General features: G+C 66.8%; 18 protein-coding genes, 1 pseudogene and 2 riboswitches. Of the genes and pseudogenes, 10 read left to right on the forward strand and 9 right to left on the reverse strand.

Annotated elements, in window-relative coordinates; translation table 11 throughout:
- Positions 1-139: 139 nt before the first annotated feature.
- Positions 140-1,045: an NmrA family NAD(P)-binding protein gene (locus HDG39_RS21995; protein ID WP_184008550.1), complete on the reverse strand. Its 906-nt coding sequence runs from the start codon at positions 1,043-1,045 to the stop codon at positions 140-142.
- Between the two features lie 238 nt (positions 1,046-1,283).
- On the opposite strand from HDG39_RS21995, the gene HDG39_RS22000 reads away from it, so the two are divergent.
- Complete coding sequence (locus tag HDG39_RS22000) at positions 1,284-2,195, forward strand: AraC family transcriptional regulator (RefSeq protein ID WP_184008552.1); 912 nt, start codon at positions 1,284-1,286, stop codon at positions 2,193-2,195.
- 33 nt (positions 2,196-2,228) lie between these two features.
- Here HDG39_RS22000 and HDG39_RS22005 read toward each other — a convergent pair whose 3' ends face one another.
- From HDG39_RS22005 to HDG39_RS22015, 3 genes are all read right to left on the reverse strand, one after another.
- Positions 2,229-3,080 carry an anti-sigma factor family protein gene (locus HDG39_RS22005; protein ID WP_184008554.1) on the reverse strand — a complete coding sequence of 284 codons (852 nt, stop codon included), beginning with the start codon at positions 3,078-3,080 and terminating at the stop codon, positions 2,229-2,231.
- On the reverse strand, positions 3,077-3,595 hold the full coding sequence (locus tag HDG39_RS22010) for a sigma-70 family RNA polymerase sigma factor (protein WP_184008556.1): 519 nt from the start codon (positions 3,593-3,595) through the stop codon (positions 3,077-3,079). The genes HDG39_RS22005 and HDG39_RS22010 overlap by 4 nt, the downstream gene beginning before the upstream one ends.
- A gap of 158 nt (positions 3,596-3,753) precedes the next feature.
- Positions 3,754-4,479 (reverse strand): anti-sigma factor family protein, encoded by a 726-nt coding sequence (locus HDG39_RS22015; protein WP_184008558.1) that lies wholly within the window; start codon positions 4,477-4,479, stop codon positions 3,754-3,756.
- A gap of 166 nt (positions 4,480-4,645) precedes the next feature.
- Between HDG39_RS22015 and HDG39_RS22020 the strand changes: the two genes are divergently transcribed.
- From HDG39_RS22020 to HDG39_RS22055, 8 genes are all read left to right on the forward strand, one after another.
- Entirely contained in the window at positions 4,646-4,918 is a 273-nt protein-coding gene (locus tag HDG39_RS22020) for a DUF4148 domain-containing protein (RefSeq protein ID WP_184008560.1), read from the forward strand.
- A 152-nt stretch (positions 4,919-5,070) separates the two neighbouring features.
- Entirely contained in the window at positions 5,071-6,180 is a 1,110-nt protein-coding gene (locus tag HDG39_RS22025; protein ID WP_311666994.1) for a catalase family peroxidase, read from the forward strand.
- Complete coding sequence (locus HDG39_RS22030) at positions 6,177-6,716, forward strand: cytochrome b (RefSeq protein WP_184008562.1); 540 nt, start codon at positions 6,177-6,179, stop codon at positions 6,714-6,716. The genes HDG39_RS22025 and HDG39_RS22030 overlap by 4 nt, the downstream gene beginning before the upstream one ends.
- Before the next feature lie 197 nt (positions 6,717-6,913).
- Positions 6,914-10,423 carry a DEAD/DEAH box helicase gene (locus HDG39_RS22035; RefSeq protein WP_184008564.1) on the forward strand — a complete coding sequence of 1,170 codons (3,510 nt, stop codon included), beginning with the start codon at positions 6,914-6,916 and terminating at the stop codon, positions 10,421-10,423.
- Positions 10,424-11,460: 1,037 nt separating this feature from the next.
- Positions 11,461-12,201: a response regulator transcription factor gene (locus tag HDG39_RS22040; RefSeq protein WP_184008566.1), complete on the forward strand. Its 741-nt coding sequence runs from the start codon at positions 11,461-11,463 to the stop codon at positions 12,199-12,201.
- Positions 12,198-13,649 (forward strand): FecR family protein, encoded by a 1,452-nt coding sequence (locus HDG39_RS22045; RefSeq protein ID WP_184008568.1) that lies wholly within the window; start codon positions 12,198-12,200, stop codon positions 13,647-13,649. The genes HDG39_RS22040 and HDG39_RS22045 overlap by 4 nt, the downstream gene beginning before the upstream one ends.
- Positions 13,650-13,715: 66 nt before the next feature.
- Positions 13,716-16,202 carry a CHASE2 domain-containing protein gene (locus tag HDG39_RS22050; protein ID WP_184008570.1) on the forward strand — a complete coding sequence of 829 codons (2,487 nt, stop codon included), beginning with the start codon at positions 13,716-13,718 and terminating at the stop codon, positions 16,200-16,202.
- A 42-nt stretch (positions 16,203-16,244) separates the two neighbouring features.
- Positions 16,245-16,859 carry a DUF4136 domain-containing protein gene (locus HDG39_RS22055; RefSeq protein WP_184008572.1) on the forward strand — a complete coding sequence of 205 codons (615 nt, stop codon included), beginning with the start codon at positions 16,245-16,247 and terminating at the stop codon, positions 16,857-16,859.
- Positions 16,860-16,895: 36 nt separating this feature from the next.
- Here HDG39_RS22055 and bluB read toward each other — a convergent pair whose 3' ends face one another.
- The 5 genes and pseudogenes from bluB to cobA form a co-directional block, all read right to left on the reverse strand.
- A complete protein-coding gene (gene bluB / locus HDG39_RS22060; protein ID WP_184008574.1) occupies positions 16,896-17,555 on the reverse strand; it encodes a 5,6-dimethylbenzimidazole synthase in 660 nt (219 codons plus the stop codon).
- Positions 17,539-18,918 carry a cobyrinic acid a,c-diamide synthase CobB gene (locus HDG39_RS22065; protein WP_260328158.1) on the reverse strand — a complete coding sequence of 460 codons (1,380 nt, stop codon included), beginning with the start codon at positions 18,916-18,918 and terminating at the stop codon, positions 17,539-17,541. Before HDG39_RS22065 ends, bluB begins: the two co-directional genes overlap by 17 nt.
- 3 nt (positions 18,919-18,921) lie before the next feature.
- The gene (gene cobO, locus HDG39_RS22070) at positions 18,922-19,524 is read right to left on the reverse strand and encodes a cob(I)yrinic acid a,c-diamide adenosyltransferase (RefSeq protein WP_184008576.1); all 603 of its coding nucleotides are present in this window, start codon (positions 19,522-19,524) and stop codon (positions 18,922-18,924) included.
- The gene (locus HDG39_RS35645) at positions 19,521-20,015 is read right to left on the reverse strand and encodes a cobalamin biosynthesis protein (protein ID WP_409339021.1); all 495 of its coding nucleotides are present in this window, start codon (positions 20,013-20,015) and stop codon (positions 19,521-19,523) included. Before HDG39_RS35645 ends, cobO begins: the two co-directional genes overlap by 4 nt.
- A gap of 15 nt (positions 20,016-20,030) precedes the next feature.
- A pseudogene (gene cobA, locus HDG39_RS35650) lies at positions 20,031-20,768 on the reverse strand (uroporphyrinogen-III C-methyltransferase); the annotation flags it as partial.
- Positions 20,769-20,963: 195 nt separating this feature from the next.
- Positions 20,964-21,223: riboswitch (cobalamin riboswitch) on the reverse strand.
- 80 nt (positions 21,224-21,303) lie between these two features.
- Positions 21,304-21,581, forward strand: a riboswitch (cobalamin riboswitch).
- A 201-nt stretch (positions 21,582-21,782) separates the two neighbouring features.
- Here cobA and cobW point away from each other — a divergent pair.
- Positions 21,783-22,874, forward strand: a complete 1,092-nt coding sequence (gene cobW / locus HDG39_RS22080) for a cobalamin biosynthesis protein CobW (protein ID WP_311666988.1) — start codon at positions 21,783-21,785, stop codon at positions 22,872-22,874.
- Positions 22,875-22,878 lie beyond the last annotated feature (4 nt).

The following is a 22,878-nucleotide window of genomic DNA, read 5'->3' on the forward strand; positions in this document are numbered from 1 at the left end:
CTCGGGTGCGTTGGCGGTGTTGACGCTACATCGATGCGCGACGCAACGGGCAGGTCTGCATGCTGTCTCTCCAGTGTTGAACGCCTTCGACGCTGTTCGTGCCGCGCCACGCCGTCCGTTTGCCGGACATCCACGCGGATCACCGCGCCGCCGCTGCCGCACCGGCCACGCGCGATAGCAGCGCCCCCAATACCTGTCGCAACGTCGTGGCACCGAAGCGTCGCTCGCTGATATTCGCCTCGACGTCGATGCGTCCAGCGTTGTGCGCGTCGTACAGATCGACGATCAGTTGGGCGTGCCGCTCGCCGAGCCCGGCGCCGCGCAGCACGGCACTCCATTCGTCGCGCGGCACCCGGTGGGCGATAACCGGCCGCCCGGACAGTTCCGCCAAGGTACGCGCGACGTCGAGCGCGCTTACCCGCTCCTTCCCTTCGATACTGACCACCCGTGGCGTCGCGCGCGAAGGCCCTTCCTCGAGCAGCAACTGCGCGGCAAGCTCGCCGACGTCCTGCGCCGCGACGGTCGGAAACAGCTTGTCGAGCGGATCATGCAGACTTGGCAGCGCGCCCCGGCCGAGCGCGACCGGCAGCACGCGTGCCCAGTTCTGCATGTGCTCGGCGGCGCGCAGCAAGATCAGCGACGACGCGACGGTGCGCAACTGCGTTTCGAGGTTGTGGAACAGCGTCGTGATGCCGGTGCCATCCGCGTGCTCGGCGCCGTAGTCGGACAGCGCGAGGAGCCGCGGTGGCGCGCTCATGCGCAAAGCCGCGACGCCCGCGTCGATGATGCGCGGCATGGCGGCCGCGGGATCGTCATGCGCTCGCGGCACCGGACAGAGCCATTGCACTGCCTGCGCGCCGTCGATCGCGCGCGCGACGAGCTGTGGGTCGTTCAGGTCGGCGATCGCGATCTCGCAGCCGATTGCCGCGAGCGCTTCGGCTTGCGTGGCGTCGCGCACCACCGCGCGTACCTGGTGGCCCGCGCGACGCAAGGCGGTTGCGCTCGCGTGTCCCACGTGACCGGTCGCTCCGAAAATGACGAACATGTTGTGCTCCTTTTGAGGATCGCTATGACGTGATGGTAGGGACGCGGTACTCGCGAGGCGCTCAGATCTGGATGACTTTGCGCAGATCTGGATGATTTTTTACGCCGCTGCCGCGCAGGTCGCGCGAATCGCGTTGCCTGTTCGCGAGCTACGAGATTCCGTCACGCCGGCGAACCTGCCAAAAACGCCGCACAATGCAGGCATCTCGCCGTCGTTCAGCTCACTCAGGAGACCAGCGATGAATGCCGTCACCCCGATTCCAGCGCCTGCGCCGCACAGCGGCTCGCGCATCGCCGTGCGCACGAGCAGGGCGCTTGGCTGGCAAGGCTTCGGTGCGGAGTTGGTCAACGTGTCGGCCGGTTTGCATCGGATGCCCGCGTTTCGCCATCATCGCGTGGGCGTCCACGTTGGTGCGCCGGTGACCGCGCGCTGTCTGTGCGATGCGCGCCGCCACACGCGGATTCAGGCGCACGGCGACGCCGACGTGATTCCCGCGGGGCTCGAAGGTCAGTGGAACGATGACGCCGCCTGCACGATTTTCAGCGTCTGGTTTGCAGAGGACTTCGCGCGACGGACGGTCGAGCAACTCGCATTGAACTCGGCCGACGCGCAGCTGCGTCCGCGCTTCCAGATACGCGATCCGCGCTTTCAGCATCTCGCCTGGGCGCTGCGCGCGGAGCTCGAAGCGGACGATGCGTCCGATCCGCTCTACGCCGAAAGTCTGTGTACGGCGATGCTGGTGCGTCTGATCGGCGTCGAACCCATGCCGGGCAACCGGCGGCGTACGCTCGCGCCGCGCACGGCCGCACGGGTGATCGAGTTTATCGACGCGTATCTCGATCAGCGTCTGACGCTCGACGAGCTCGCCGCGCAGGCGCAACTGAGCGTGCCGCATTTCAAGGCGCTGTTTCGCGACACGCTCGGTGTGCCCGTGCATCAGTACGTGGTACAGCGCAGGGTCGAGCGCGCGCGAACGCTGCTGCTGCAGGGACGCCTCAGCGCAAGCCAGATCGCGCTCGAAACGGGCTTTGCGCATCAGAGCCATATGGCGCACTGGATGTCGCGATTGCTCGGTGCAACGCCGCGTGAGCTGCGCGGCGCCGCGCGCGATGACGCGGCCATGTCGGGGCAGGAGAAGACACGACGTTGATGCGCGAACCGCGCGGCGCGGAACGCATCCGCTTCAACCGGGCGCGGCCCCCGTCAACTGCGCATAGACATCATGCGCGAGCTGCAGCAGCTCCTTGCGATCGATCCCACCCGAGACCGCATAGCCAAAATCGCCGTCGACCCAATAGAACACGTTGACGGGCCCCGCCTGATACAGCTTGAACGCGGTCGTATTCGCGTTCTCGCGACGATGCGAGATGCACAGCGTGACGCGCTCGCCGTTCGGTCCGCGATACATGAACTGGGCCGTCGGACCGTCGTCGCCGGGCAGCAGGCGGCCGCCCGACAGCATGAATCCGCTCCTGGACAGCATCGGCGGATGGACCTCGGTGCCGAGCCGGTTCGCGAGCCATTGCACGAAGTCCTGCTCGCGATCGGCGCTCATGTCGCTCGGCCGGTCGATTGCCGGCATGTAGACGACGTGCGCGAGCGCCGCCTGGCGCGCGAAGCCCTCGGCGCTGTCCGCGCTGACCGGACGATTTCCGGCTTGCGTTTCGGCCCCTGGGTCGGTTCGTTCGATCGCAACCGGCGGAATCAGATCGTTCCTGTGCATGCCGATGCCCACGCCGAGCACGAGCGCCGCGGCCATGCCCGCGAACTGCGCGGCAAAACGCGGCCAGTTCGCGGCCGCTCGCGCGCGGCGCGGCGCACCGGTCTGCAGACGCTTCGGCACGGGCTCGCTGAGCACGCGGTCGTAGCGCTCGTGAAGCAGACCATTGAGCGAAAAGTAATCGCTGACGCGCGCGGCCAGCTCCGGATTCTGTTCGAGCGCGCGCTCCACCTCGTCACGCCGCTCGCCGGACAGCGTGCCGTCCACGTACGCGTGCAAGTCTTCTTCGCCGATCGGAATTTGCGGCTCGCTCATCGCACCACCTGTAATTTCGCACCGGGCTGGGCGCCCGCCATCAAAGCCCGCAGCCGTTCGCGTCCGCGCGAGAGCCGCGACATCACCGTGCCGATCGGAACGTTCAGCGCGAGCGCGACATCGGCATAGCTCATCTCCTCGAGACCGACCAGCAGCACCACCTCGCGCTGTTCGACCGGCAGCCGCTGCAACGCGTAGTCGAGGTCGCGCATTTCGAGCGAACGCGTCTGGCCCGACGGCACCGCGAGCTCGCTTTCGGCGATGCTGTCGTCGTCGACCGCAATATGGACCGCGCGCGCCGACGCCTTGCGCGCCTGATTCGCGAAGACGTTGTGCATGATCGTGAACAGCCACGCGCGCAGATCGGTGCCCGGCTGGAACAGACGGGTGCGGCCGAGCGCGCGCTCGAGCGTGTCCTGCACGAGGTCGTCGGCGAGCTCCCGATTGTTGATCAGCGCTCGCGCATAGCGCCGCAGACGCGGTACGTGCTCGATCAGCTCGTCACGGACATCCATGGTTGATCCGGGTCAAGGGGCGTAGGGGTGGCATCGGCTTTACTCGCGTCGGTATCGATACGCGCCGGTCCGGTCGCGCAGGCTTCCGTCGCACGATGCGTTCGAACTGAAAACACCTGTCAGCGCATTTTATTCCGCGAGGGCCGCGCGCACCGGCGTCAGCGGGCGCTCATCACGTCGGCGGCGCGCATCAGGCCGTGAGTGCGCGCATTGCCCGCGACGACGAATCGCTGCCGCCGCGCGGTCCACGTCAACAGCCGCAGCTCGCCGATGCGGCGCGCGGCCCACTGCGGCTCTTCCCGCGCAAACGGCGCCGCGGCCGACAGCACGACCACCGGTTGCTGATCGCCGTTCAGATAGACGAGTTCGTCCGCGCGCTGCAGTGGCCCGAGCCGCAGCACGCGTTGCTCGACGAGGCGCAGGCCGATCGCGCCGAGATCCGGCGCGGCTGGATCGACGCGCGTCGGCAATGCCGAGGAAAAGGGCCGTGCGGTGGCTTCGGCGAGCGCCATCACGGCGGCATTATCGAGCGCCCGTGCCGACACCTGAGTCGCCATGAGCCAACCGCTGATGGCGCTCAGCATCAGCGCGAGCGCGACGAGCGCGACAAGCGTTCGGCGTGCGCGACCACCCGGTTGCGGGCGCATGTGCAGCGGGCGCGATCCGCCGAGGTGCCCAGGCGCGGGCTCCTCGGCGGTCTGAAACGTGGCCTGGATCTGTGCGTTCAAGCGGTCGTAAAAGGCGACACGCCGTGCTTCCGCCGGATGCTTGCCGAGATAGTCGCGCAGCGACGCGGCGCGTTCGGGCGTCAGCGTGCCGTCCGCATAGGCCTGGATGTCGTCTTCGGAGAGCGGAGCGCCGGAGGGGCGGTGAGTCGAGGTCATGATGATGCGCGGTCTTGATTGCTGCTATCGGACGGCAAACACGGCGGCGGGGACATTTATTCCCCGCGCCGGCAATGTTTTTTTCACGCCGCGAATACAGGAATAAACGCTGCCCACCCGTGGTTCTCCCTGGTGCGAACCCGCACAACTCTCCAAGGAGTCGATCATGAAAAAGCTTTCGTTCGTTGCATTGTCGTTCGTCGTTCTCGCCGCTTCGTCGAGCGCGTTTGCGCAGGGCAAGACACGTGCTCAGGTGTACCAGGAACTGATCGAGGCGCAGCAGAACGGTCTCGACTACATCACCGACGCGTCGTATCCCGATGTCAGTCCCGTGTTCGCACGTCAGGTCGAGCAGCGCAAGCAGGCGCTCGCCGCACAAGCGGCGGTCGCCGCGAGCCACGTCGCGAACTCGGGAGCGCCGGCCGTTGGCACCCATTGAAGCAGCATCGGCCAATGGCGCGCGAATGGGTTTGAATGTGCGCGCCGGGGCCGGATGGAATAGACCGTAGCGAGGCGTGTTCGCCCGTGCGTTGGTCGATGATTCGATCGACCCATCGATCGAATCATCGATCCATCCGGCAAGGAGTATCCGTGACACCACCCTTCGTACCCAAACCCAACCCCGCCGGCACCGACCCGAGGCCGATCTGCGTGCCATGCCGGCTCGCCGCGATCGGCGCGGTCGTGCTCGCGCTCGCGGGCGGCTTCGCCTACACCGCGGGGTGGCTGACGCCCGCGCGTCTGACCGCCCCACGCATCATCGATACGTTCGAGGCGGTCGCGGGCCCGCATCCCGGCTATCGACGCAATCACGCCAAGGGCCTGTGCGTCGACGGCTATTTCGACAGCAACGGCAATGGCGCGGCGCTGTCGCACGCGGCAGTGTTCGCGCCGGGCCGCACGCCGGTGTCGGGTCGCTTCGCGGTGCCCGGCGGCAATCCGTCCGCGCCCGATACGAGCTCGCCGGTGCGCAGTCTCGCGCTGCAGTTCCGGCTTCGCGATGGCGAACAATGGCGTACCGGCATGAACTCGACGCCGGTGTTCGCGGTACATACGCCCGCGCAGTTCTATCAGCAATTGCTGGCCACGAAGCCCGACCCTGCGACCGGCAAACCGGACCCCGCGAAGCTGAAGGCGTTCTACGCGGCCAATCCCGAGACGCAGCCGTTCCAGCGCTGGGTCAAGTCGCACGCACCGTCGTCGAGCCTCGCGAACGCCGCGTACTACGGCATCGACGCGTTTCTGTTTACCGATGCCCACGGCACGACGCGCGCCGTGCGCTGGGCCGTCGTGCCCGACACGCCTTACGCGCCGATCACCGCGGTGCAGCAGGCCGAAAAGAACTTCCTCGCCGCCGATCTCGACGAGCGTCTGCAACACGGACCCTTGCGCTGGCATCTGCTGTTGACCGTCGCGCAACCGGGCGACCCGATCGGCGACGCGACGCTGCAATGGCCCGACGACCGCCAGCGCGTCGACGCGGGGACGCTTGTGATCGAACGAACGACGTCGCAGGAAGACGGCGCCTGCCGCGACATCAACTTCGATCCGACGATCGTGCCCGCCGGCATCGCGCCATCGGACGATCCGCTGCTCGCCGCGCGCTCTGCGGCCTACGCACAGTCGTTCCAACGCCGCACGCGCGAGGAGGCGCTGCATCCCGAGATCCATCGAACCCAGCCGAACGGAGAGCATTCATGACGCGCACCCGCACTCGCTTCAGTCCGCTCGCGCGGCTGCTGCACTGGACGATGGCGCCGCTGATCGTCGCGATGCTGTTTATCGGCGTGGGCATGGTGGCGACGGTATCGCGTGCCCATGATGCGTTGGTCGCGCTGCATCGGCCGCTCGGCATCGCGTTGCTGCTGCTCGTGCTGGTGCGGCTCGCGGTGCGCGTGATGCGCGGCAGTCCGCCATTGCCCGCGCGCATGTCGAAGCCGCAACGAATCGCGGCGCATGCGTCGCACGTCGTGCTGTACGGGCTGATGCTCGCGATGCCGCTGATCGGCTGGGCGATGCTATCGGCGGCCGGCTATCCGGTCACGCTATTCGGTCCGCTGCATCTGCCGCCGATCGCACCGCACGACGTCGCGCTGTTCGCGCTGCTGCGCGCGCTGCATATGTGGCTCGCGTTGGCGTTGTTCGCGACGGTGCTGCTGCATCTGGCTGCGGCGTTGTTGCATGGGCTGATCCTGCGCGACGGAGTGTGGGGCAGCATGGCCCGCGGCGAACGCTAATATGGGTCGAGCCGCGGCTTGACCGGGCTGCTCCCGAACTGTCCAGATCGCCCGCCCCGGCGATTTTCGTCCAACGCGTAAAATGGCCGGTTATCACTGGCAAATCGCAGCTGGACAGAATCGGCCGGGCGTCGCGCGGCGCCCCGTCATGGTCCATGCGCGCTTGCCTTCGCCGGTTTGAACAGGAATGCACGCGGATGTCATCAGTTTTCTTCGATCGGGAAAGGATTGCGGAATGGCTCGGTGAGAGCACCGTCGCCAAGGCGCGCTCAGTGGGCGCGGTCAGCAACGTCAAATGGCAGGGAGACACGCTGTCGGGCGACGTGCAGGGCTCGCAGCCGCAGCCGTACCTGACGCGGGTTCGCTTTCGTACCGATGGCGGGTCGCCGTCGGCCGAAGGCAAATGCACGTGCCCGGTCGGCCGCAATTGCAAGCACGTCGCGGCGCTGCTGCTCGCGGAACTCGACTACCACGACGAGATGGATCACATCACGCAGGTCGAGGACGACAGTGACCCGGCGACGTCGGAGGCGTTCATCGCGCGGCGGATTACGGTGCCGGGCGCGCCGCCGGCGCCATCACCGTCTCCATCTTCATCTCAAGGGGTGCGACCGGAACTGGTCAGCTGGCTCGAGCGTTTTCGCGCGCGCGCCCGCGCGGCCGACGCCGCCGCCGAAAAAGAAGCCGCCCGGAAGGTCGACGCCACGCGCAAGGATACGCTCGCCTATCGGCTCAACTGGTCGCGTTTTCATATGCGCCACGAAGTCGTGCTGCATCGCGCGCGTTGCGACGCGGACGGCGTGATCGTCGAAGTCGGCGACAGTTGGGGCGACGTCGAAGGCGCGCTGCTCAGGCAGCCGCGCTTCGTGTCCGACGAAGACCTGTCGATCCTCCGCGGCTTATGGCTCGGTCGCTCGCGCGAGGACTTGGGCCAGTTCGTGCTGCGAGGCACGAGTGGCGCGGAAACGCTGCGCAAGCTGATCGCGACCGGGCGCCTGTTCTTCGACTTCGGGATCGCGCCGGGCCAGGCCGGACCGACGCCGCTCGCGCGCGCCGCCGACCGCCTCGGGCGCATCGAATGGGAGCCGCTCGCCGACGAGCGCCTGCGTCCGGTACTGTGCACCGAACCGCGCGCGAGCATGGTGCTGCCGACCGAGCCGGTCTGGTACGTGGACGGCGTCGCCAACGAGGCGGGCATCGTGCCACTGTCGCTGCCGTTCCAGCAACTGCCCGACTACCTCGCGATGCCGCCGATCTCGCTCGCCGAGGCGCCGCTCGTCGCGTCGGTGCTGCGCGAGATCGCGCCCGAGCTGCCGCTGCCGCCGACCCACGACGCGCCCGCGATTCGGGTGATCGACGTCGAACCGGTGCCGGTGCTGACGCTGAACAGCCATGCGCTGCCGGGCGCGGGGAAAGGCATCAAAACGGCGAAAACCGCAAAGGCCCCGAAGGCCGCGGAGCGCTCGTCCGCCGCGGTGGAACTGGCCGCCGCGAGCTTCGACTACGACGGTGTCAGCATCAACGCCGACAGCAGCGTGACACTGGTGCCGCTGCCGGGCGGCGACGTGATTCACATCCGCCGGCGCTACGACGCCGAGAAAAGGCGTCTGCTGGAATTGCGCAAGACCGGTCTGCAAAAGGTGCCGACGCGCAACCTGCATGCATCGCGTCTGTTGCCCGACACGATGCTCGGTCTGCCCGACACCGACGCGTGGTCCGAGTTCGTCAACGACGCGGTGCCGGAACTGGTCGCGAAGGGCTGGCGCGTGGCGATGGCGCCCGAGTTCCGCTACAACGTGATCGAGATCGACGCGATCGACGGCACCGCGCAGCAGGCCGGCGACGGCTGGTTCGATCTGGAGATGGGCATCCGCGTCGGCGAGCGCAACGTGCGGCTCGAACCGCTGCTGGCCGATCTGTTCCGGCGCGACCGGCGCTGGCTCTCTGGCGCGCTGGAGAGTATTCGAGACGACGAGCCGATCGAGCTGAAGACCGACGAGAACAAGCGCCTGCGGTTGCGCGCCGATCGTCTGAAGCCGGTGGTGCGCGTGCTGGTCGATCTGTTCGATTCGCTCGGCGGCGCGCTTGCCGAAGGCGCGCCGCTGCGCGTGCCCGCGGTCGATGCGGGTCGCCTCGATGCGCTGCACGACACCGGCCGCTGGCAGTTCAGCGGCGACGATTCGATCCGCGAGCTCGCACGCCGTCTGCAAGCCGGTCCGGGTCTGCGCGAAGTGCCGGTGCCGCGCGGGCTGAAGGCCGAGCTGCGCGCTTACCAGCACCAGGGCCTGAACTGGATGCAGTTCCTGCGCGAACAGGATCTGGCCGGCGTGCTTGCCGATGACATGGGCCTCGGCAAAACGGTGCAGACGCTCGCGCATGTTCTCGCCGAGAAGGAGGCCGGGCGGCTCAAGCATCCCGCGCTGATCGTCGTGCCGACCACGCTCGTGCACAACTGGCGCGAGGAAGCGCGCCGCTTTGCGCCGGAGCTGAAAGTACTGGTGCTGAACGGGCCGCAGAGGAAAGAGCGCTTCGAGCAGATCGGCGAACACGAGCTGATCCTGACCACTTATGCGCTGTTGTGGCGCGATCAGAAGGTGCTCGCCGAGCACGACTATCATCTGCTGATTCTCGATGAGGCGCAGTACGTGAAGAACGCGACCACCAAAGCCGCCCAGGCGATTCGCGGCTTGCGCGCGCGGCATCGGCTGTGTCTGACGGGCACGCCGCTCGAAAATCATCTCGGTGAGCTGTGGTCGCAGTTCGATTTTCTGCTGCCGGGTTTTCTTGGCAGCCAGAAGGACTTCACGCGACGCTGGCGCAATCCGATCGAAAAGAACGGCGACGACGTGCGCCGCGCGTTGCTCGCGCGCCGCATCCGGCCGTTCATGCTGCGCCGTCGCAAGGACGAGGTCGCGAAGGAGCTGCCGCCGAAGACGACGATCGTGTGTCCGGTCGATCTGGAAGGCGCGCAGCGCGACCTTTACGAAACCGTGCGCACGGCGATGCAGCAGAAGGTGCGCGCGGCGGTCAGCGCGCAGGGGCTCGCGCGCAGCCACATCATCGTGCTCGATGCGTTGCTGAAGCTGCGCCAGGTGTGCTGCGATCCACGGCTCGTGCGCACCGCCAGCGGTATCGCGGACGGCGCTGCCACGGGCGGCGGCGAGCGCGCGATGCGCTCGGCCAAGCTCGATCTGCTGCTGTCGATGCTGCCCGAGCTGATCGAGGAGGGACGCCGCGTGCTGCTGTTCTCGCAGTTCACCGGCATGCTCGCGCTGATCGCCGAGGCGCTCGACGAAGCCGCGATCCCGTACGTCATGCTGACGGGCGACACGACCGATCGCGTGAGCCCGGTCGAGCGGTTCCAGCAGGGCGAGGTGCCGCTGTTCCTGATCAGCCTGAAGGCCGGCGGCGTGGGGCTGAACCTGACCGCCGCCGACACGGTGATCCACTACGATCCGTGGTGGAATCCGGCCGCCGAGAACCAGGCGACCGACCGCGCGCATCGGCTGGGACAGGACAAGCCGGTATTCGTGTACAAGTTGATCGCGGCCGGCAGCATCGAGGAAAAGATCGTCGCGTTGCAGGAGCACAAGGCCGGGCTCGCCGACAGCATTCTCACGGAAGATGCGGCCGGCGCCGCGAAGTTCTCGGACGACGACCTCGACGCGCTGTTCGCGCCGATGCCGGACATCGAAGGCGCGCGTTGACCGCGCGAGCAAGCGACCGAACGAGGCAACGCAGACGGGCCACGCAGGCACGCAAGTGGGAAATCTGACGCGCCGCAGCAACGCCAATGGGGGCCACACTGTAACCAAACATCTGTGTATGTAAATTACCGTCGATTGGGGGCTTCAACTCATACCAATTTCGAACTCGCGCTGTGTAAGACTTCCGCGTCGCGCGCGCTGGTACGGCGCGTAATAACTACTTCGCCAACGGTTACAAAGGAAGTTCTTTCATCTTGAGCAGGGCTTTTCTCCGGGCTAAATTGACGTTACTCGTGCGGTTAGAGCCCGGCGAGCGTGTGTAGTGTTTGTGAGCGGCGTTGCTTCGACAGGGGCAGCGCCGCATTTTTTTTGCCGGCGGCCCTAACGCTGCGCATCACCCGCTGACGGTCCGTCTCGCGGCGCGTCATCGCTCGGCCAACAATGTAAAGCAGTGTCGAATGCCTCATATAAAACGAGGACTTTGAGTTGCACTCCGGACCAAGGCGATTGCCTCGAATGACAACTCGCCCGAGACGAAATCTAACAATGTTTAAACGATTTCTTTTGAGATTATTCTTATACTGAACACGCAATTGTTAAATAAGAGTACCTGAAGGGAATCTTAAGGCCGATAAACGGGCGTGGTCAAAAAGCCGCTCCAGCAAGGATCTGCCGTCCACAGTGTCACTCCTCCTTGGCGCCGGCCAGTGCTGGCAGACCCCAGAAACCTGAAAAGCGCGTCAGCCGTTTCCGATTAGGGTTTTTCGCGACGGATTGCCGGTGCCGGCAAGCGGGAAGAAAAAGGGTTTTCGATTATCATGATCTGCCCTGCATAATCGCTATGGAAATTAGATTCATGCGCTGATTTCAGTTTCATGAAAGCAGCGTCATGGCGGGGTACGGAGAGGGACCATTAATCAGAAAGTAGCAGCCGGAATTTTTTGGGTAGCCGGATCGGCGGTGCTGCGCCGTCATCCCGGTCGTCAGCCGGTATACCGGCCGTCAGCCATGAAGGCGCTGTTGCGTTGTGGGGTGTTATGAGAATTGCAGTCCTCGATGATGATTCGGCTCAGGCCGACCTTGTGTGTCAAACGCTGTCCGCCGCTGGACACGTCTGTCACGCGTATGGCGCAGGGCGCGAACTCGTGCGCCAGTTGCGTCGTCAGACGTTCGATCTGCTCGTGCTCGACTGGAACGTTCCCGACATGTCCGGCGAAGAAGTGCTTCGCTGGGTGCGCGAAAGCCTGTCCGAGCGCCTGCCGGTGCTGTTCATGACGAGCCGCAGCCGCGAAACCGACATCACTTCGATTCTGAATACAGGTGCGGACGACTATCTCGTCAAGCCCGTGTCGGGCGCCGTGCTGCTCGCGCGGGTTGGCTCGCTGCTGCGGCGCGCGTATTACCTGAAGCCGCCGGCAACCAGGGAAGTGTTCGGCGACTTCGAGTTCGACCTGAGCGTCAAGCACGTCGTGGTCCGCGGCACCCCGGTCTCCGTCACGCAGAAAGAGTTCGAACTCGCGCTGCTGCTGTTCCAGCATATGAGCCGGCCGTTGTCGCGCGCACACATTCTCGACGTGATCTGGAAGCAGGCCACGGACATCCCGTCGCGCACGATGGACACTCATGTGTCGATGTTGCGCAGCAAGCTCGGTCTGCGCCCCGAGCACGGTTATCGGCTCACGCCGATCTACGGCTATGGCTACCGCCTCGAGCGGATCGAAACCGACACGCCACCGGCCGCCGACGACGAACCCACTGAAGAAGCGGGGGAAGCGTGACGGTCTGCGTGGATGGGGCGGCATCGGGCAGCGCCACCATGCCCGGCCGCCGCGCCGCCGCGTGGCTTGCCGCGGCCTGTCTGATTGCAACGGGCGCGACCGGCTGGAGCGCGCTCGCGCACGCGCAGCCCGCGCGCGGCAAGACCGGAGCGAAGGCGGCGCCGGCCTACGCTTCGTACACGACACGCGAGGGCGACACGCTGTATGACATCGCCGCCCGCTACATGGCCGATCCGACCGACTGGGCGCTGTTGAGCAGTCTCAATCACGTGCCCGCGCCGCGCCGCATGGCGGCCGGCATCGTGCTGCGTTTGCCGTCCCGAAGGCTGCGCCAGGATCCGGACACGGCTCGCGTGGTCGCGACCAGCGGTCCGGTCGAGCACGCGTTCGACTCGAGCCCCTATCTGCCGCTGAAAACCGGTAAAACGCTTGCCGAAGGCGATCGCTTGCGCACCGGCGCAAACGGGTTCGCGACGCTCGAGCTGCCCGACGGCTCATACGTGACGGTCGCGCAGAACGGCGAACTCAATATCGAGAGACTGCGGCACGTCACGCTGACCGGCGTGGCCGATCGAATCTTTCAGCTGCGCGCCGGCGAGGTCGAGAGCCAGGTCACGCATGCCACGCGACGCAACGATCGCTTTCAGATCCGTTCGCCTTCGGTGGTCGCCGGGGTGCGCGGCACGCGTTTCCGCGTCGATTACGACGGCGACACGCAAACCACCGCGGTGGCGGTGCTAGACGGCGCGGTCGGCGTCGATCCGGCCACGCAGCATGGCCAGAGCGCCGCGCCGGCGCCAGGCAGGCCGTTGCCGGCGTCCGAGCAGCTGGTCAACGCAAGCTTCGGCAACGTTACGCACTCGGGCGGCGCGGTCGGCAGTCCGGTTCAGCTGTTGCCCGCACCTGCGCTCGTGCGGCCGGCGCGCGTGCAGGACGGCAAGAGTGTCGCGTTCGACGTCGACCCGGCCGAGCACGCGGTCGGCTATCGGCTGCAGATTTCGCACGACGCCGATCAACTGGACCTGGTGCGCGACCTGCGCGTGAGCGCGCCGCATGCCGACTTCGGCGATCTGCCCGACGGCACGTACTTCGTGCGCGTCGCGTCGACCGATAGCAACGGTCTCGACGGCCTGCCGAACGTGTACGCGTTCGAGCGCCGCCAGTTGGGGCTGGACGTTTCGGCCGCGCAGCGCGCGGGTAGCCGCGACTTCGAGTTCCGCTGGTTCGTCAGCCACAGCAACGTGCCGACCCGTTTCCGCTTCCTGCTCGCGAACACGGCCGAACTGAGTCATCCGGTAATCGATCGCCCCGATCTGCCGGGCGGCGAACTCGTGATCAGCGATCTGCCTCCGGGCATCTACTACTGGACGATCGTCGCCGAGCAGTTCGACAACGGCCGCTTCTACGAAAAGAGCAGTCCGGTCCACTCCTTTACGCTTGCGCGCTGACGCTGGTAGATTCTCGGGGCCGGCCTGCTGGCCGGTCCGTCCTCCCGTTCCCGACTACATCGTCCCTTGCCCGCCACTTCTACGCGACTGAGCCTCGATCCGCGCGCCCGTCTCGGCCGGCGCGCCGGCCGGCGCTTTCTGATCGAGTGGGTCAGCGTTGGCTGTCTCGGCTTCGTGGTGATCTTGCTGACGTCGTTCGGGCGCGTCGGCGTCGGGATCGATCAGCTGGTGTACGACGAGTTTCTGAAGCTGCGCGAGCAGCCGCTGCTGTCCGACCTCGTCGTCGTCGAGATCGACAACGCGAGCATCGACGCGCTCGGCCGCTGGCCGTGGCCGCGCGGCGTGCATGCGCGGCTGCTCGAACAGATCGCCGCGGCCAAACCCGCCGCGGTGATCTACGACGTGCTGTTCACGGAGCCCAACGCCGACGACGCCCAGCTCGCCCACGCAATCGCGCTGAGCCCGACCTATCTTCCCGTGCTGCTGACACCGCCCGACGCGAGCGGCGCCCGCACCGTCGATGAACCCGTCGCGCCGCTCGCGCAGGCTGCGGCCGGGCTCGGTCACATCAATTTCGAAGTGGACAGCGACGGCATCGTGCGCAGCGTCGCGCGCTTCCAGGACGACGAGCGCTCTCGCTGGCCGCAACTGACGGTGCTCGTCGCCGACGCGGTCGAACACGGCAAGCTGCATCTGCGCGGTGGCCTGCCGCCGCGCCTCTCGAACGAGCCCGCGCGCGGCAGCGACGACGGCGGCGAAGAGCGCTTCCTGATTCCGTTCGGCCCAAACGCCGCGAACTACCCGAAGCTCAGTTTCGCCGACGTGCTCGCCGGCAAGGTGCCGGCCGATCGGTTGCGCGGGCGCATCGTCGTGATCGGCGTGACGGCGTCGGGTCTGTACGACCGCTTCGCGACACCGGTATCGGGCGAGCTCGGTCCGCTGCCCGGTGTCTACATCCACGCGAACGTGCTCGACACGCTGCTGAGCGGCCGCGAGATCCAGCCGGTCGCGCTGTGGGTGGTGTTCGCGGCGGCGCTCGGGCCGCTCGCCGCGCTGCTCGCCGGCTTCCTCGTGCTGTCGCCGCGCCGCTCGTTGTTGCTGACCGGCGCGCTGGTGCTGCTCGCCGCGACCGGCAGCGCGCTGCTGCTGTACGGCGGCAGGCTGTGGATTTCGCCGGTGCCGGCGATCCTCGGCGTCGTGATCGTCTATCCGATCTGGAATTGGCGACGCCTCGAAATGACGATGGCGTATCTGCGCGGCGAACTGCAGCGTCTCGCCGACGAGCCGCATCTGCTGCCCGAGACGCCGAAGCGCCGCCGCGAGTTCGGCGGCGACGTGCTCGCGCAGCACATGGCGCTGATGGCTCAGGCCGCGCAACGGGTGCAGGACATGAAGCGCTTCGTGTGGGACAGCCTCGATAGCGTGCCGGAGCCGATTCTCGTCAGCGACGTGGCCGGCGTCGTGCTGATCGCGAATCACGCGGCGAAAGCGCATTTCGCTCGGCTAGGCGCGCCGATGCCCGAGGGCCAGCCGATGCAGAGCGTGCTCGGCGGTCTCACGCTCGTGAAGACGATCGACACCGGCGCGGCCACGGACAACGAGCGCAATCTGTCCGCGCACGCGCACTGGCCGGCGCTCCTCGATCCGACGCGCGGCGAGTTCGCGGCGCTGATGGCGCAGGGCGTCGAGGTGCGCGACGCGAACGAGCGCGACCATCTGCTGCGCTATGCGACCTGCACGGACGCGCAGGGCGAGACGACCGGCTGGATCGCCGGTCTCGTCGACGTGTCGGCGTTGCATGCGGCCGAGCGTCAGCGCGAAGACGCGCTGCGGCTGCTGTCGCATGACATGCGCTCGCCGCAGGCGTCGATCATTGCGCTGGTCGAGATCGAGCGCGCGCGAACCGAGCCTGCGCTCGCGCGCAGCGTGCTGGAGCGCATCGAACGCTACGCGCAGCGCGCGCTCACGCTCGCCGACGACTTCGTGCAACTGGCGCGCGCCGAATCGCAGGCCTGTGTGCTTGAGCCGCTGAATCTGACCGAACTCGTCATCGACGCGAGCGACGAGGTCTGGCCGCAGGCGCATGCGAAGCGTATCGCGCTGCATATCGAAACCGGCGACGACGCCGACGACGATCCCTGGATCTGCGCCGACCGCTCGCTGATGACACGCGCGCTCGTCAATATCCTGAACAACGCGGTCAAGTACAGTCCGCCCGACACGCGCATCGTGTGCAGCTTCGCTGGCCAGCCGGCGGCAAAGCGCGCGGGCAGCGAGGTGCCGCGCGTGTCGTGCACGATCCGCGACCAGGGCTATGGCATTCCCGAGGAGCAGCAAGCGGGATTGTTCGAGCGCTTTCGCCGTTTTCACGAGGCGCAGCGGCCGGAAGTGGGCGGCGCGGGACTCGGCATGGCGTTCATCAAAACCGTCGTCACGCGCCACGGTGGCGGCGTCGAAGTCGTCAGCGCGCCCGGCGAGGGGACGGCCTTTACGATCTGGCTGCCCGCGCTCGACGACGCGTCCCTCGACGAATCGATCGCACCGCGCGCCTGATGCGCCTTTGATGTATTCGATGTACTAGAGAGAAAATAAAAGATGGCAAAGATCGCTCACCTCTGTGCCGCGCTGGCCGCGGCGAGCCTCACCGCTTGCGCGGGCCTGAGCGCCGACGTGCACACCGTCTCCGCTAACGGCGCCGACCGCGCCGTTGCGCTGCAAGGCGAGCAGACCTATTCGCTCGCGCGCACGCAGTCGCAGGACGACAGCGCCGACCATCCGCAAGTCGAAAAGCTGTTGCGCGACGAGTTGGCGAAACACGGGTTCGTCGATACGGCGGGCAAGCCCGCGCATTATCTGCTGTCGATGGCGTATGGCACGCGGCCGGCGTCGATCGGCATCGGCGGTGAGGATTGCGCGCCCGCCGATTGCGGCGCGGGCGGCGACGGTCCAGGCGCGCTGCTGTTTGGGCGCAAGTATCAGCACGCGCTGACGCTGCGCTTTTTCGACTATGCGAGCGGCACCGAGCGCTACAAGGTCGGCGCGGTGTTCATGGATCGCGATGCGGATCCGCTGCATGCACTGCCGTTGCTCGTGAAAATCGCGCTCGCGAAGCTGCCGTTCGATGCGCCGGCCGACTGGCGTGTGAAGCTCAGCATCGACAAGACGAGCGGTGTGCCGAACGTCGACTCGATGGAGCCGCTGCAGCGTTAAAACGCAGCCTCGGGTCGCCGGGGCCGCGAATATCAGTTATTCCTGCGCCGGCTCGTCTCGCGGCCAGCGGTTTTCGAAGACGCAATCGGCGAGCGGCAGACGGCTCGCCCAGCGCTGCGTTTCGAGCATCGGCTCGCTATAGAACGCAGCGACGTGGCCGAGGCACAGAATCGCGACCGGCCGCGCGCCTTCCGGCATCGCCAGTAGCTGGTGCACCGCGTCGACATCGAATAGCGACACCCAACCAAGCCCGAGTCCTTCCGCGCGCGCGGCGAGCCACATGTTCTGGATCGCGCACGCGACCGACGCGAGATCCATCTCCGGCAGCGTGCGGCGGCCGAAGACGTGTCGCTCGCGCCCGTCCATCAACGCGATCACCAGCAGCTCCGCGCATTCGCGCATGCCTTCCACCTTCAGCTTCATGAACTCGTCACGGCGCTTGCCGAGCGCGTCGGCGGTGGCGAGCCGTTCGCGCTCGACGATGTCGCGCAAGCCCGTGCGCAGCGCCGCGTCGGTGATGCGCACGATGCGCCACGGCTGCATGTAGCCGACGCTCGGCGCGTGATGCGCCGCGTCGAGCAGACGCCGCAGCACCGCCGGATCGACCGGATCGGGCATGAAGTGGCGCATGTCGCGGCGTTCGTAAATCGCGCGATAGACCGCATCGCGCTCGGAGTCGTCAAAAGGCTTCGCCATGAAAGAGGGCGGCCGTGAAAGCCGGGTTGGAGGGCCAGTAAGCGTGCATATAGGTTGCCACAATCGGGCCCACGCGGAACACCGCTTCGCCGGGCGTGTCGCTGTGCGCGCGCGTGGCGAAGCGCTGCGGCGCGAGCGGCGTCGCGAGCTTCGAGTAGTGGAACGTGTGGCCGGTCAGCGTGCCGTGGACGCCATCGATCTGCTGCATGCCGAGCGACGTGAAGCGCGTTTGCATCGTCGCGTGACCGGGCAGCAGGCCCAGCATCGGCGTGCTAGTGCCTTGCGCGTCGGTCAGCGTGTCGAGCAGATAGAGCATGCCGCCGCATTCGGCGACCACCGGGTTGTCCGCCTCGACGTGCGCGCGGATCGATGCCGCGCTGGTCAAGTTGCCCGCGAGCGTCGCCAGATGCAACTCGGGATACCCGCCCGGCAGATAAAGCGCGTGCGTGCCTGCGGGCAACGCTTCGTCGGCAAGCGGCGAGAAATAGCTGAGCCGCGCGCCGAGCGCTTCGAGCAGCGCGACGTTGGCCGGATAGATGAATGAGAACGCGGCGTCGCGCGCGATCGCGATGTGCTTGCCTTCGAGCAGACGCAGCAGAACTTCGGGCGAGGGCACGCCGAAATCGACCGGCGGCGGCAGTTCGGCGAGCGCGGTCGATGCGAGCGTATCCGCCGCGCGTTCGAGGCGCGCTTCGAGATCGTCGATTTCATCGGCCTGGTGTAGGCCGAGGTGGCGGTCGGGCAGCGTGATCTCGTCGCTTGCGGCGAGGTGGCCGCACCAGCGCAACCCGGGCGGCAGCGCCTCCTGCAGCATTTGCGCGTGCCGGACGGAGCCGACGCGATTCGCGAGCACACCATGAAACGGCAGTTGCGGCCTGAAGCGCGCAAGGCCGAACGCGAGCGCCCCGAAGGTCTGCGCCATCGCCTGCGCGGAAATCACCGCGAGCACCGGTACGCCGAACGTGGTCGCCAGATCGGCGCTGCTCGGTGTGCCGTCGAACAGGCCCATCACGCCTTCGATCAGGATCAGATCGGCTTCTTGCGCCGCCCGCGCGAGCAGGTTCCGGCATGCGCTTTCGCCGACCATCCACAGATCGAGCGACAGCACCGGGGAGCCGCTCGCGCGCGCGAGAATCATCGGATCGAGAAAATCCGGTCCGGTCTTAAACACGCGCACGCGACGTCCGAGCCGCCGGTGATAGCGCGCGAGACCGGCTGTGATCGTGGTTTTGCCTTGTCCCGACGCGGGCGCGCTGATGAACAGCGCGGGGCACGCCCCGAAGGAAGTCCCCTGGGGGGACGCCGCGGAGCAGGTCCCCTTGGGAGACGCCCCGGACGAAGCCCCGTTGTAGGACGCCGACATCGCTCAGAACTCCACGCCGCGCTGCGCCTTCACACCTTGCTCGCGATACGGATGCTTGATCGCGCGCATTTCGGTGACGAGGTCGGCGGCTTCGATCAGCGCGTCCGGCGCATGGCGTCCGGTCACGACGACGTGCAACATCGGCGCACGCGCGTTGATCACCGCGAGTACTTCGTCGAGCGGCAGGTATTCGTACTTCAGCACGGTGTTCAGCTCGTCGAGGATCACCATCTGGTAGTCGCCGCTTTCGATCATCCGCCGCGCTTCGTTCCAGCCTTTGCGCGCGGTCGCCATGTCGGCCTCGCGGTTTTGCGTGTTCCACGTGTAGCCGTCGCCCATCGTAACGAAATCGCATTGCGCGATCGCGCCGAGGAAATCGCGCTCCGACGTATGCAGCGCGCCCTTGATGAACTGCACGACGCCGAGCCGCATGCCGTGGCCGAGCACCCGCACGGCCATGCCGAACGCGGCCGTGCTCTTGCCCTTGCCGGTGCCGGTGTTGACGATCAGCAGGCCTTTTTCGATGGTCGCGCTGGCCTGCTTCTTTTCGTGGCCTTCGCGGCGGCGTTCGGTCATGCGTTGATGCGATTCCGGATCGGTTTTCATCGAGGGTCCTGGTCTTGAGAGGCGGGATGGGATGGGGGCGCGTCGCCAAGGGCAGCGTTGTTCGCCGCTGCGATCGCCACCGTGATGCCGGCGTGCGCGGTCTTGCGTACGATTAGACGCGCGTTTCGCGCGGTTGTGGTGGAGTCCGGCGCCGCTGCCGCCAGCAGCGCGCACGGCTCGCACACACCATCGACGCCGAGATGCACGTTTGCCGCCGCCGACGGCGACGCGACCGGTACCGCGGCGATCTGCTCGCGGCTGAACAATTGCAGCGGCAGTTGATGGCGCGAGCAGAATTCGAGCAGGCCTGCTTCGTTGGCTTTGGTGTCGATCGTCGCGATGGCGTGGATCTGCTCGAAGGCATTCGATCCGAGCGCTGCGCGCACCGCGGCTTCGATCTCAGCGGCTTCGCTGTGCAAGCGGCAACCGATGCCGACGCTCAGCGTTTTGATCGCGCGTCCGAGTCCGTGTCGCGTCGCGCTCGCTGCCAGTTCGTGAGCAAAGCCGGCGTCGCGTTTGGCCGCATCACGCGCCAGTGCGAGCGACGCCACACCGCCGATCACGACGATCGCCGGCGAGCCGAGTCCCGCGCGCGCCACCGCCTCGGCGAACTCGCGAAGCGGCGCGAGCGCATGACGCTGCTCAGGCCGCGTCGCCGACTCGATCGCCGCGCACGGCGTGTCGGCGGACATGCCGGCCGCGAGCAATGCGCGGGCGATCTCGCCGAGCCGGCGCATGCCCATGTAGATCACCAGCGTCATGCGCGTCGCGGCGAGCGCGGCCCAGTCCGGTTCGCCACTGCCGGCGCCGTGGCCGGTGACGAACACGACGCCCTGCGAGTGAGCACGATGCGTGACCGCGATACCGAGCGCCGCGGGCGCCGCGATGCCGGCCGTGATGCCGTTGATCACGTCGACTTCGATACCGGCGGCCCGTAGCGCCTGCAACTCTTCGCCGCCGCGGCCGAACACGAACGGATCGCCGCCCTTGAGCCGCGCGACGCTGCGCCCCGCGCGCAGAAGCCCGAGCATTTGCGCGACGATGTCGGCTTGCGGCGTCGACGGATGGCCGCCGCGTTTGCCGACGTACTCGACTTGCGCGTCGGCGCGTGCGAACTGCAGCACGTCTGGATTCACCAGATCGTCGACGAGCACGACATCGGCCTGCGCGAGCGCGCGGGTGGCCTTCAGCGTCATCAGTTCGACGTCGCCGGGACCGGCGCCGATCAGCCAGGCGCGCGTCATCGCGGCGTGCATGGCGCGCGCCATGCGGTGATGGAAGAAGAGAAGCGGCGTGCGACAGCGCGCGCGGCGGTGAATATAGAGGTCATGCGGAACTGCGAATCCGGGCACGCGCGATGCCGCGCTGCTACGCCTTCACATCCGTTCCCCGCGGATTCCGGCGGCCGGCGGCGCCACGTGATGCACGGATGCAATGCGACACCGCCTCCGCGTCTGGCCGGTATCCGGGCTGGCGGCCTCATGCGCTTCGCCTTCCCGTCCCGGTTGGTGGATTCGCGGGACAGTGGCATCAAAAAACGCATGCGCGGCACGTCGGAATCGAAGGCGAATCGAATCGCGCGCCGCAGGTCGCTTACCGTTGCGGGGACAGCACAGGTTGAACGCGCGAGGCGCTGCCTGTTTCCCGTTTAACTGCACACGCGAGCGCATGTGCGGGCACCAAACGCGCGCATACGATAGCACATGGCGCCTTGCCGGATAAGCCACGGCGGCGCTTTCCGGCTCTGTGCGTTCCTTGACTGCGCATGTCCGCGGGCCTACACTCGCACGCACTTTGGGTGCTCGCGTGCGCGCTCGTGCGCATGCAGTTAAACGGGAAACAGGGAGCCACCTGCTCTGGAGCGGCTAACCTGTGCTGTCCCCGCAACGGTAAGCGAAAAGCGGTTCCGGCTTGATAGCCGGGCACCGCAGTGCCGGCTTCGATGTCCGCGCGCAAGGTCGCATGGACATTTCACCACTGGACGAGAAACCACTCGGCCGGGAAGGGGAAGCGGCGCTTTCGCCAGCCCGGATACCGGCCCAAAGAAGCAGAACGACCGCCGCGGGGATGCGGTGGCGCGTTCATGACCTCAGTTCCGCTTTCTGTATTTCCGTTGTCGCGGCAATGCCGTCGTTCGTCCCCGTGTCTGGTGATCCTGGTACTGCTGCGCGTGTTTCATTCGCTCCATTCGCCAGCCGACGCGGACCCACGCGCGGACTTTCCGGCATACCGATCAACGCCAAGGGATGGACCTCACGATGCAAACTCAATTGCGCAAGATCCCCGTCACGATCGTCACGGGCTTTCTCGGCAGCGGCAAAACCACGCTGCTGCGGCACATTCTTCAGCATGCGGGCGGCAAGCGCATCGCGGTGATCGTCAACGAGTTCGGCGAGCTCGGCATCGACGGCGAAATCCTCAAGGGCTGCGGCATCGGTTGCGATGAAAACGGCGTCGAGACCGAAGGGCAATTGTATGAACTCGCGAACGGTTGTTTGTGCTGCACCGTGCAGGAAGAGTTTTTCCCGGTGATGGAGAAGCTCGCGGGACGCCGCGACGAACTCGATCACGTGCTGATCGAAACGTCGGGCCTGGCGTTGCCGAAGCCGCTCGTGCAGGCGTTCAACTGGCCGCAAATCCGCAACGGCTTCACGGTCGACGCGGTGGTGACGGTGGTGGACGGCCCGGCCGCCGCGAGCGGCCAGTTCGCCGATAACCCGCTCGCCGTCGATGCGCAGCGCAAGGCCGATCCGAATCTCGATCACGAGTCGCCGCTGCACGAGCTGTTCGAAGACCAGTTGTCGGCGGCCGATCTGGTGATTCTGAACAAGACCGATCTGATCGACGACGCGCGGCAGCACGAGGTCGAAGCCGCGATCCGCGCGGAGATTCCGCCGCAGGTGAAGATCGTGCGCGCGCAGCGGGGACAGCTCGACCTGCATACGCTGCTGGGCCTCGAAGCGGCGTCGGAAGAGACGATCCACCTGCGTCACGACCACCACGGTTCCGTCGACGACCCCGATCATCACCACGATGAATTCGATTCGGTCGTCGTGCAGGCATCCGTACCGTCGCGCGACGCGGCGCTCGCCGCCTTGCAGACACTCGTCGAAACCCACACGATTTACCGTGTCAAAGGCTTCGCGGCACTGCAGGGCGCGGCGATGCGTCTCGTGATCCAGGGCGTGGGCCGGCGCTTCGACAGCTACTTCGACCGGCGCTGGCAAGCGGGTGAAAATGGCGACGGCGCGTTGAGCCGCTTCGTGCTGATCGGCGCAGACCTCGACCAGCACGCGCTGCAACGGGCGTTCGACGCGTCGCTCGGCGCGATGTCGGACGCGACGGCATAAACGG

The organism is Paraburkholderia lebeckiae (assembly GCF_014201005.1).
Taxonomy (GTDB): domain Bacteria; phylum Pseudomonadota; class Gammaproteobacteria; order Burkholderiales; family Burkholderiaceae; genus Paraburkholderia; species Paraburkholderia tuberum.

Coding starts and splice junctions, on each gene's coding strand:
- HDG39_RS21995 (WP_184008550.1), bottom strand. CDS start 1,045: ATGTTCGTCATTTTCGGAGCGACCGGTCACGTGGGACACGCGAGCGCA.
- HDG39_RS22035 (WP_184008564.1), top strand. CDS start 6,914: ATGTCATCAGTTTTCTTCGATCGGGAAAGGATTGCGGAATGGCTCGGT.
- HDG39_RS22020 (WP_184008560.1), top strand. CDS start 4,646: ATGAAAAAGCTTTCGTTCGTTGCATTGTCGTTCGTCGTTCTCGCCGCT.
- cobW (WP_311666988.1), top strand. CDS start 21,783: ATGCAAACTCAATTGCGCAAGATCCCCGTCACGATCGTCACGGGCTTT.
- cobO (WP_184008576.1), bottom strand. CDS start 19,524: ATGAAAACCGATCCGGAATCGCATCAACGCATGACCGAACGCCGCCGC.
- HDG39_RS22040 (WP_184008566.1), top strand. CDS start 11,461: ATGAGAATTGCAGTCCTCGATGATGATTCGGCTCAGGCCGACCTTGTG.
- HDG39_RS22030 (WP_184008562.1), top strand. CDS start 6,177: ATGACGCGCACCCGCACTCGCTTCAGTCCGCTCGCGCGGCTGCTGCAC.
- HDG39_RS22010 (WP_184008556.1), bottom strand. CDS start 3,595: ATGGATGTCCGTGACGAGCTGATCGAGCACGTACCGCGTCTGCGGCGC.
- HDG39_RS22005 (WP_184008554.1), bottom strand. CDS start 3,080: ATGAGCGAGCCGCAAATTCCGATCGGCGAAGAAGACTTGCACGCGTAC.
- HDG39_RS22065 (WP_260328158.1), bottom strand. CDS start 18,918: ATGTCGGCGTCCTACAACGGGGCTTCGTCCGGGGCGTCTCCCAAGGGG.
- HDG39_RS22015 (WP_184008558.1), bottom strand. CDS start 4,479: ATGACCTCGACTCACCGCCCCTCCGGCGCTCCGCTCTCCGAAGACGAC.
- bluB (WP_184008574.1), bottom strand. CDS start 17,555: ATGGCGAAGCCTTTTGACGACTCCGAGCGCGATGCGGTCTATCGCGCG.
- HDG39_RS22000 (WP_184008552.1), top strand. CDS start 1,284: ATGAATGCCGTCACCCCGATTCCAGCGCCTGCGCCGCACAGCGGCTCG.
- HDG39_RS22055 (WP_184008572.1), top strand. CDS start 16,245: ATGGCAAAGATCGCTCACCTCTGTGCCGCGCTGGCCGCGGCGAGCCTC.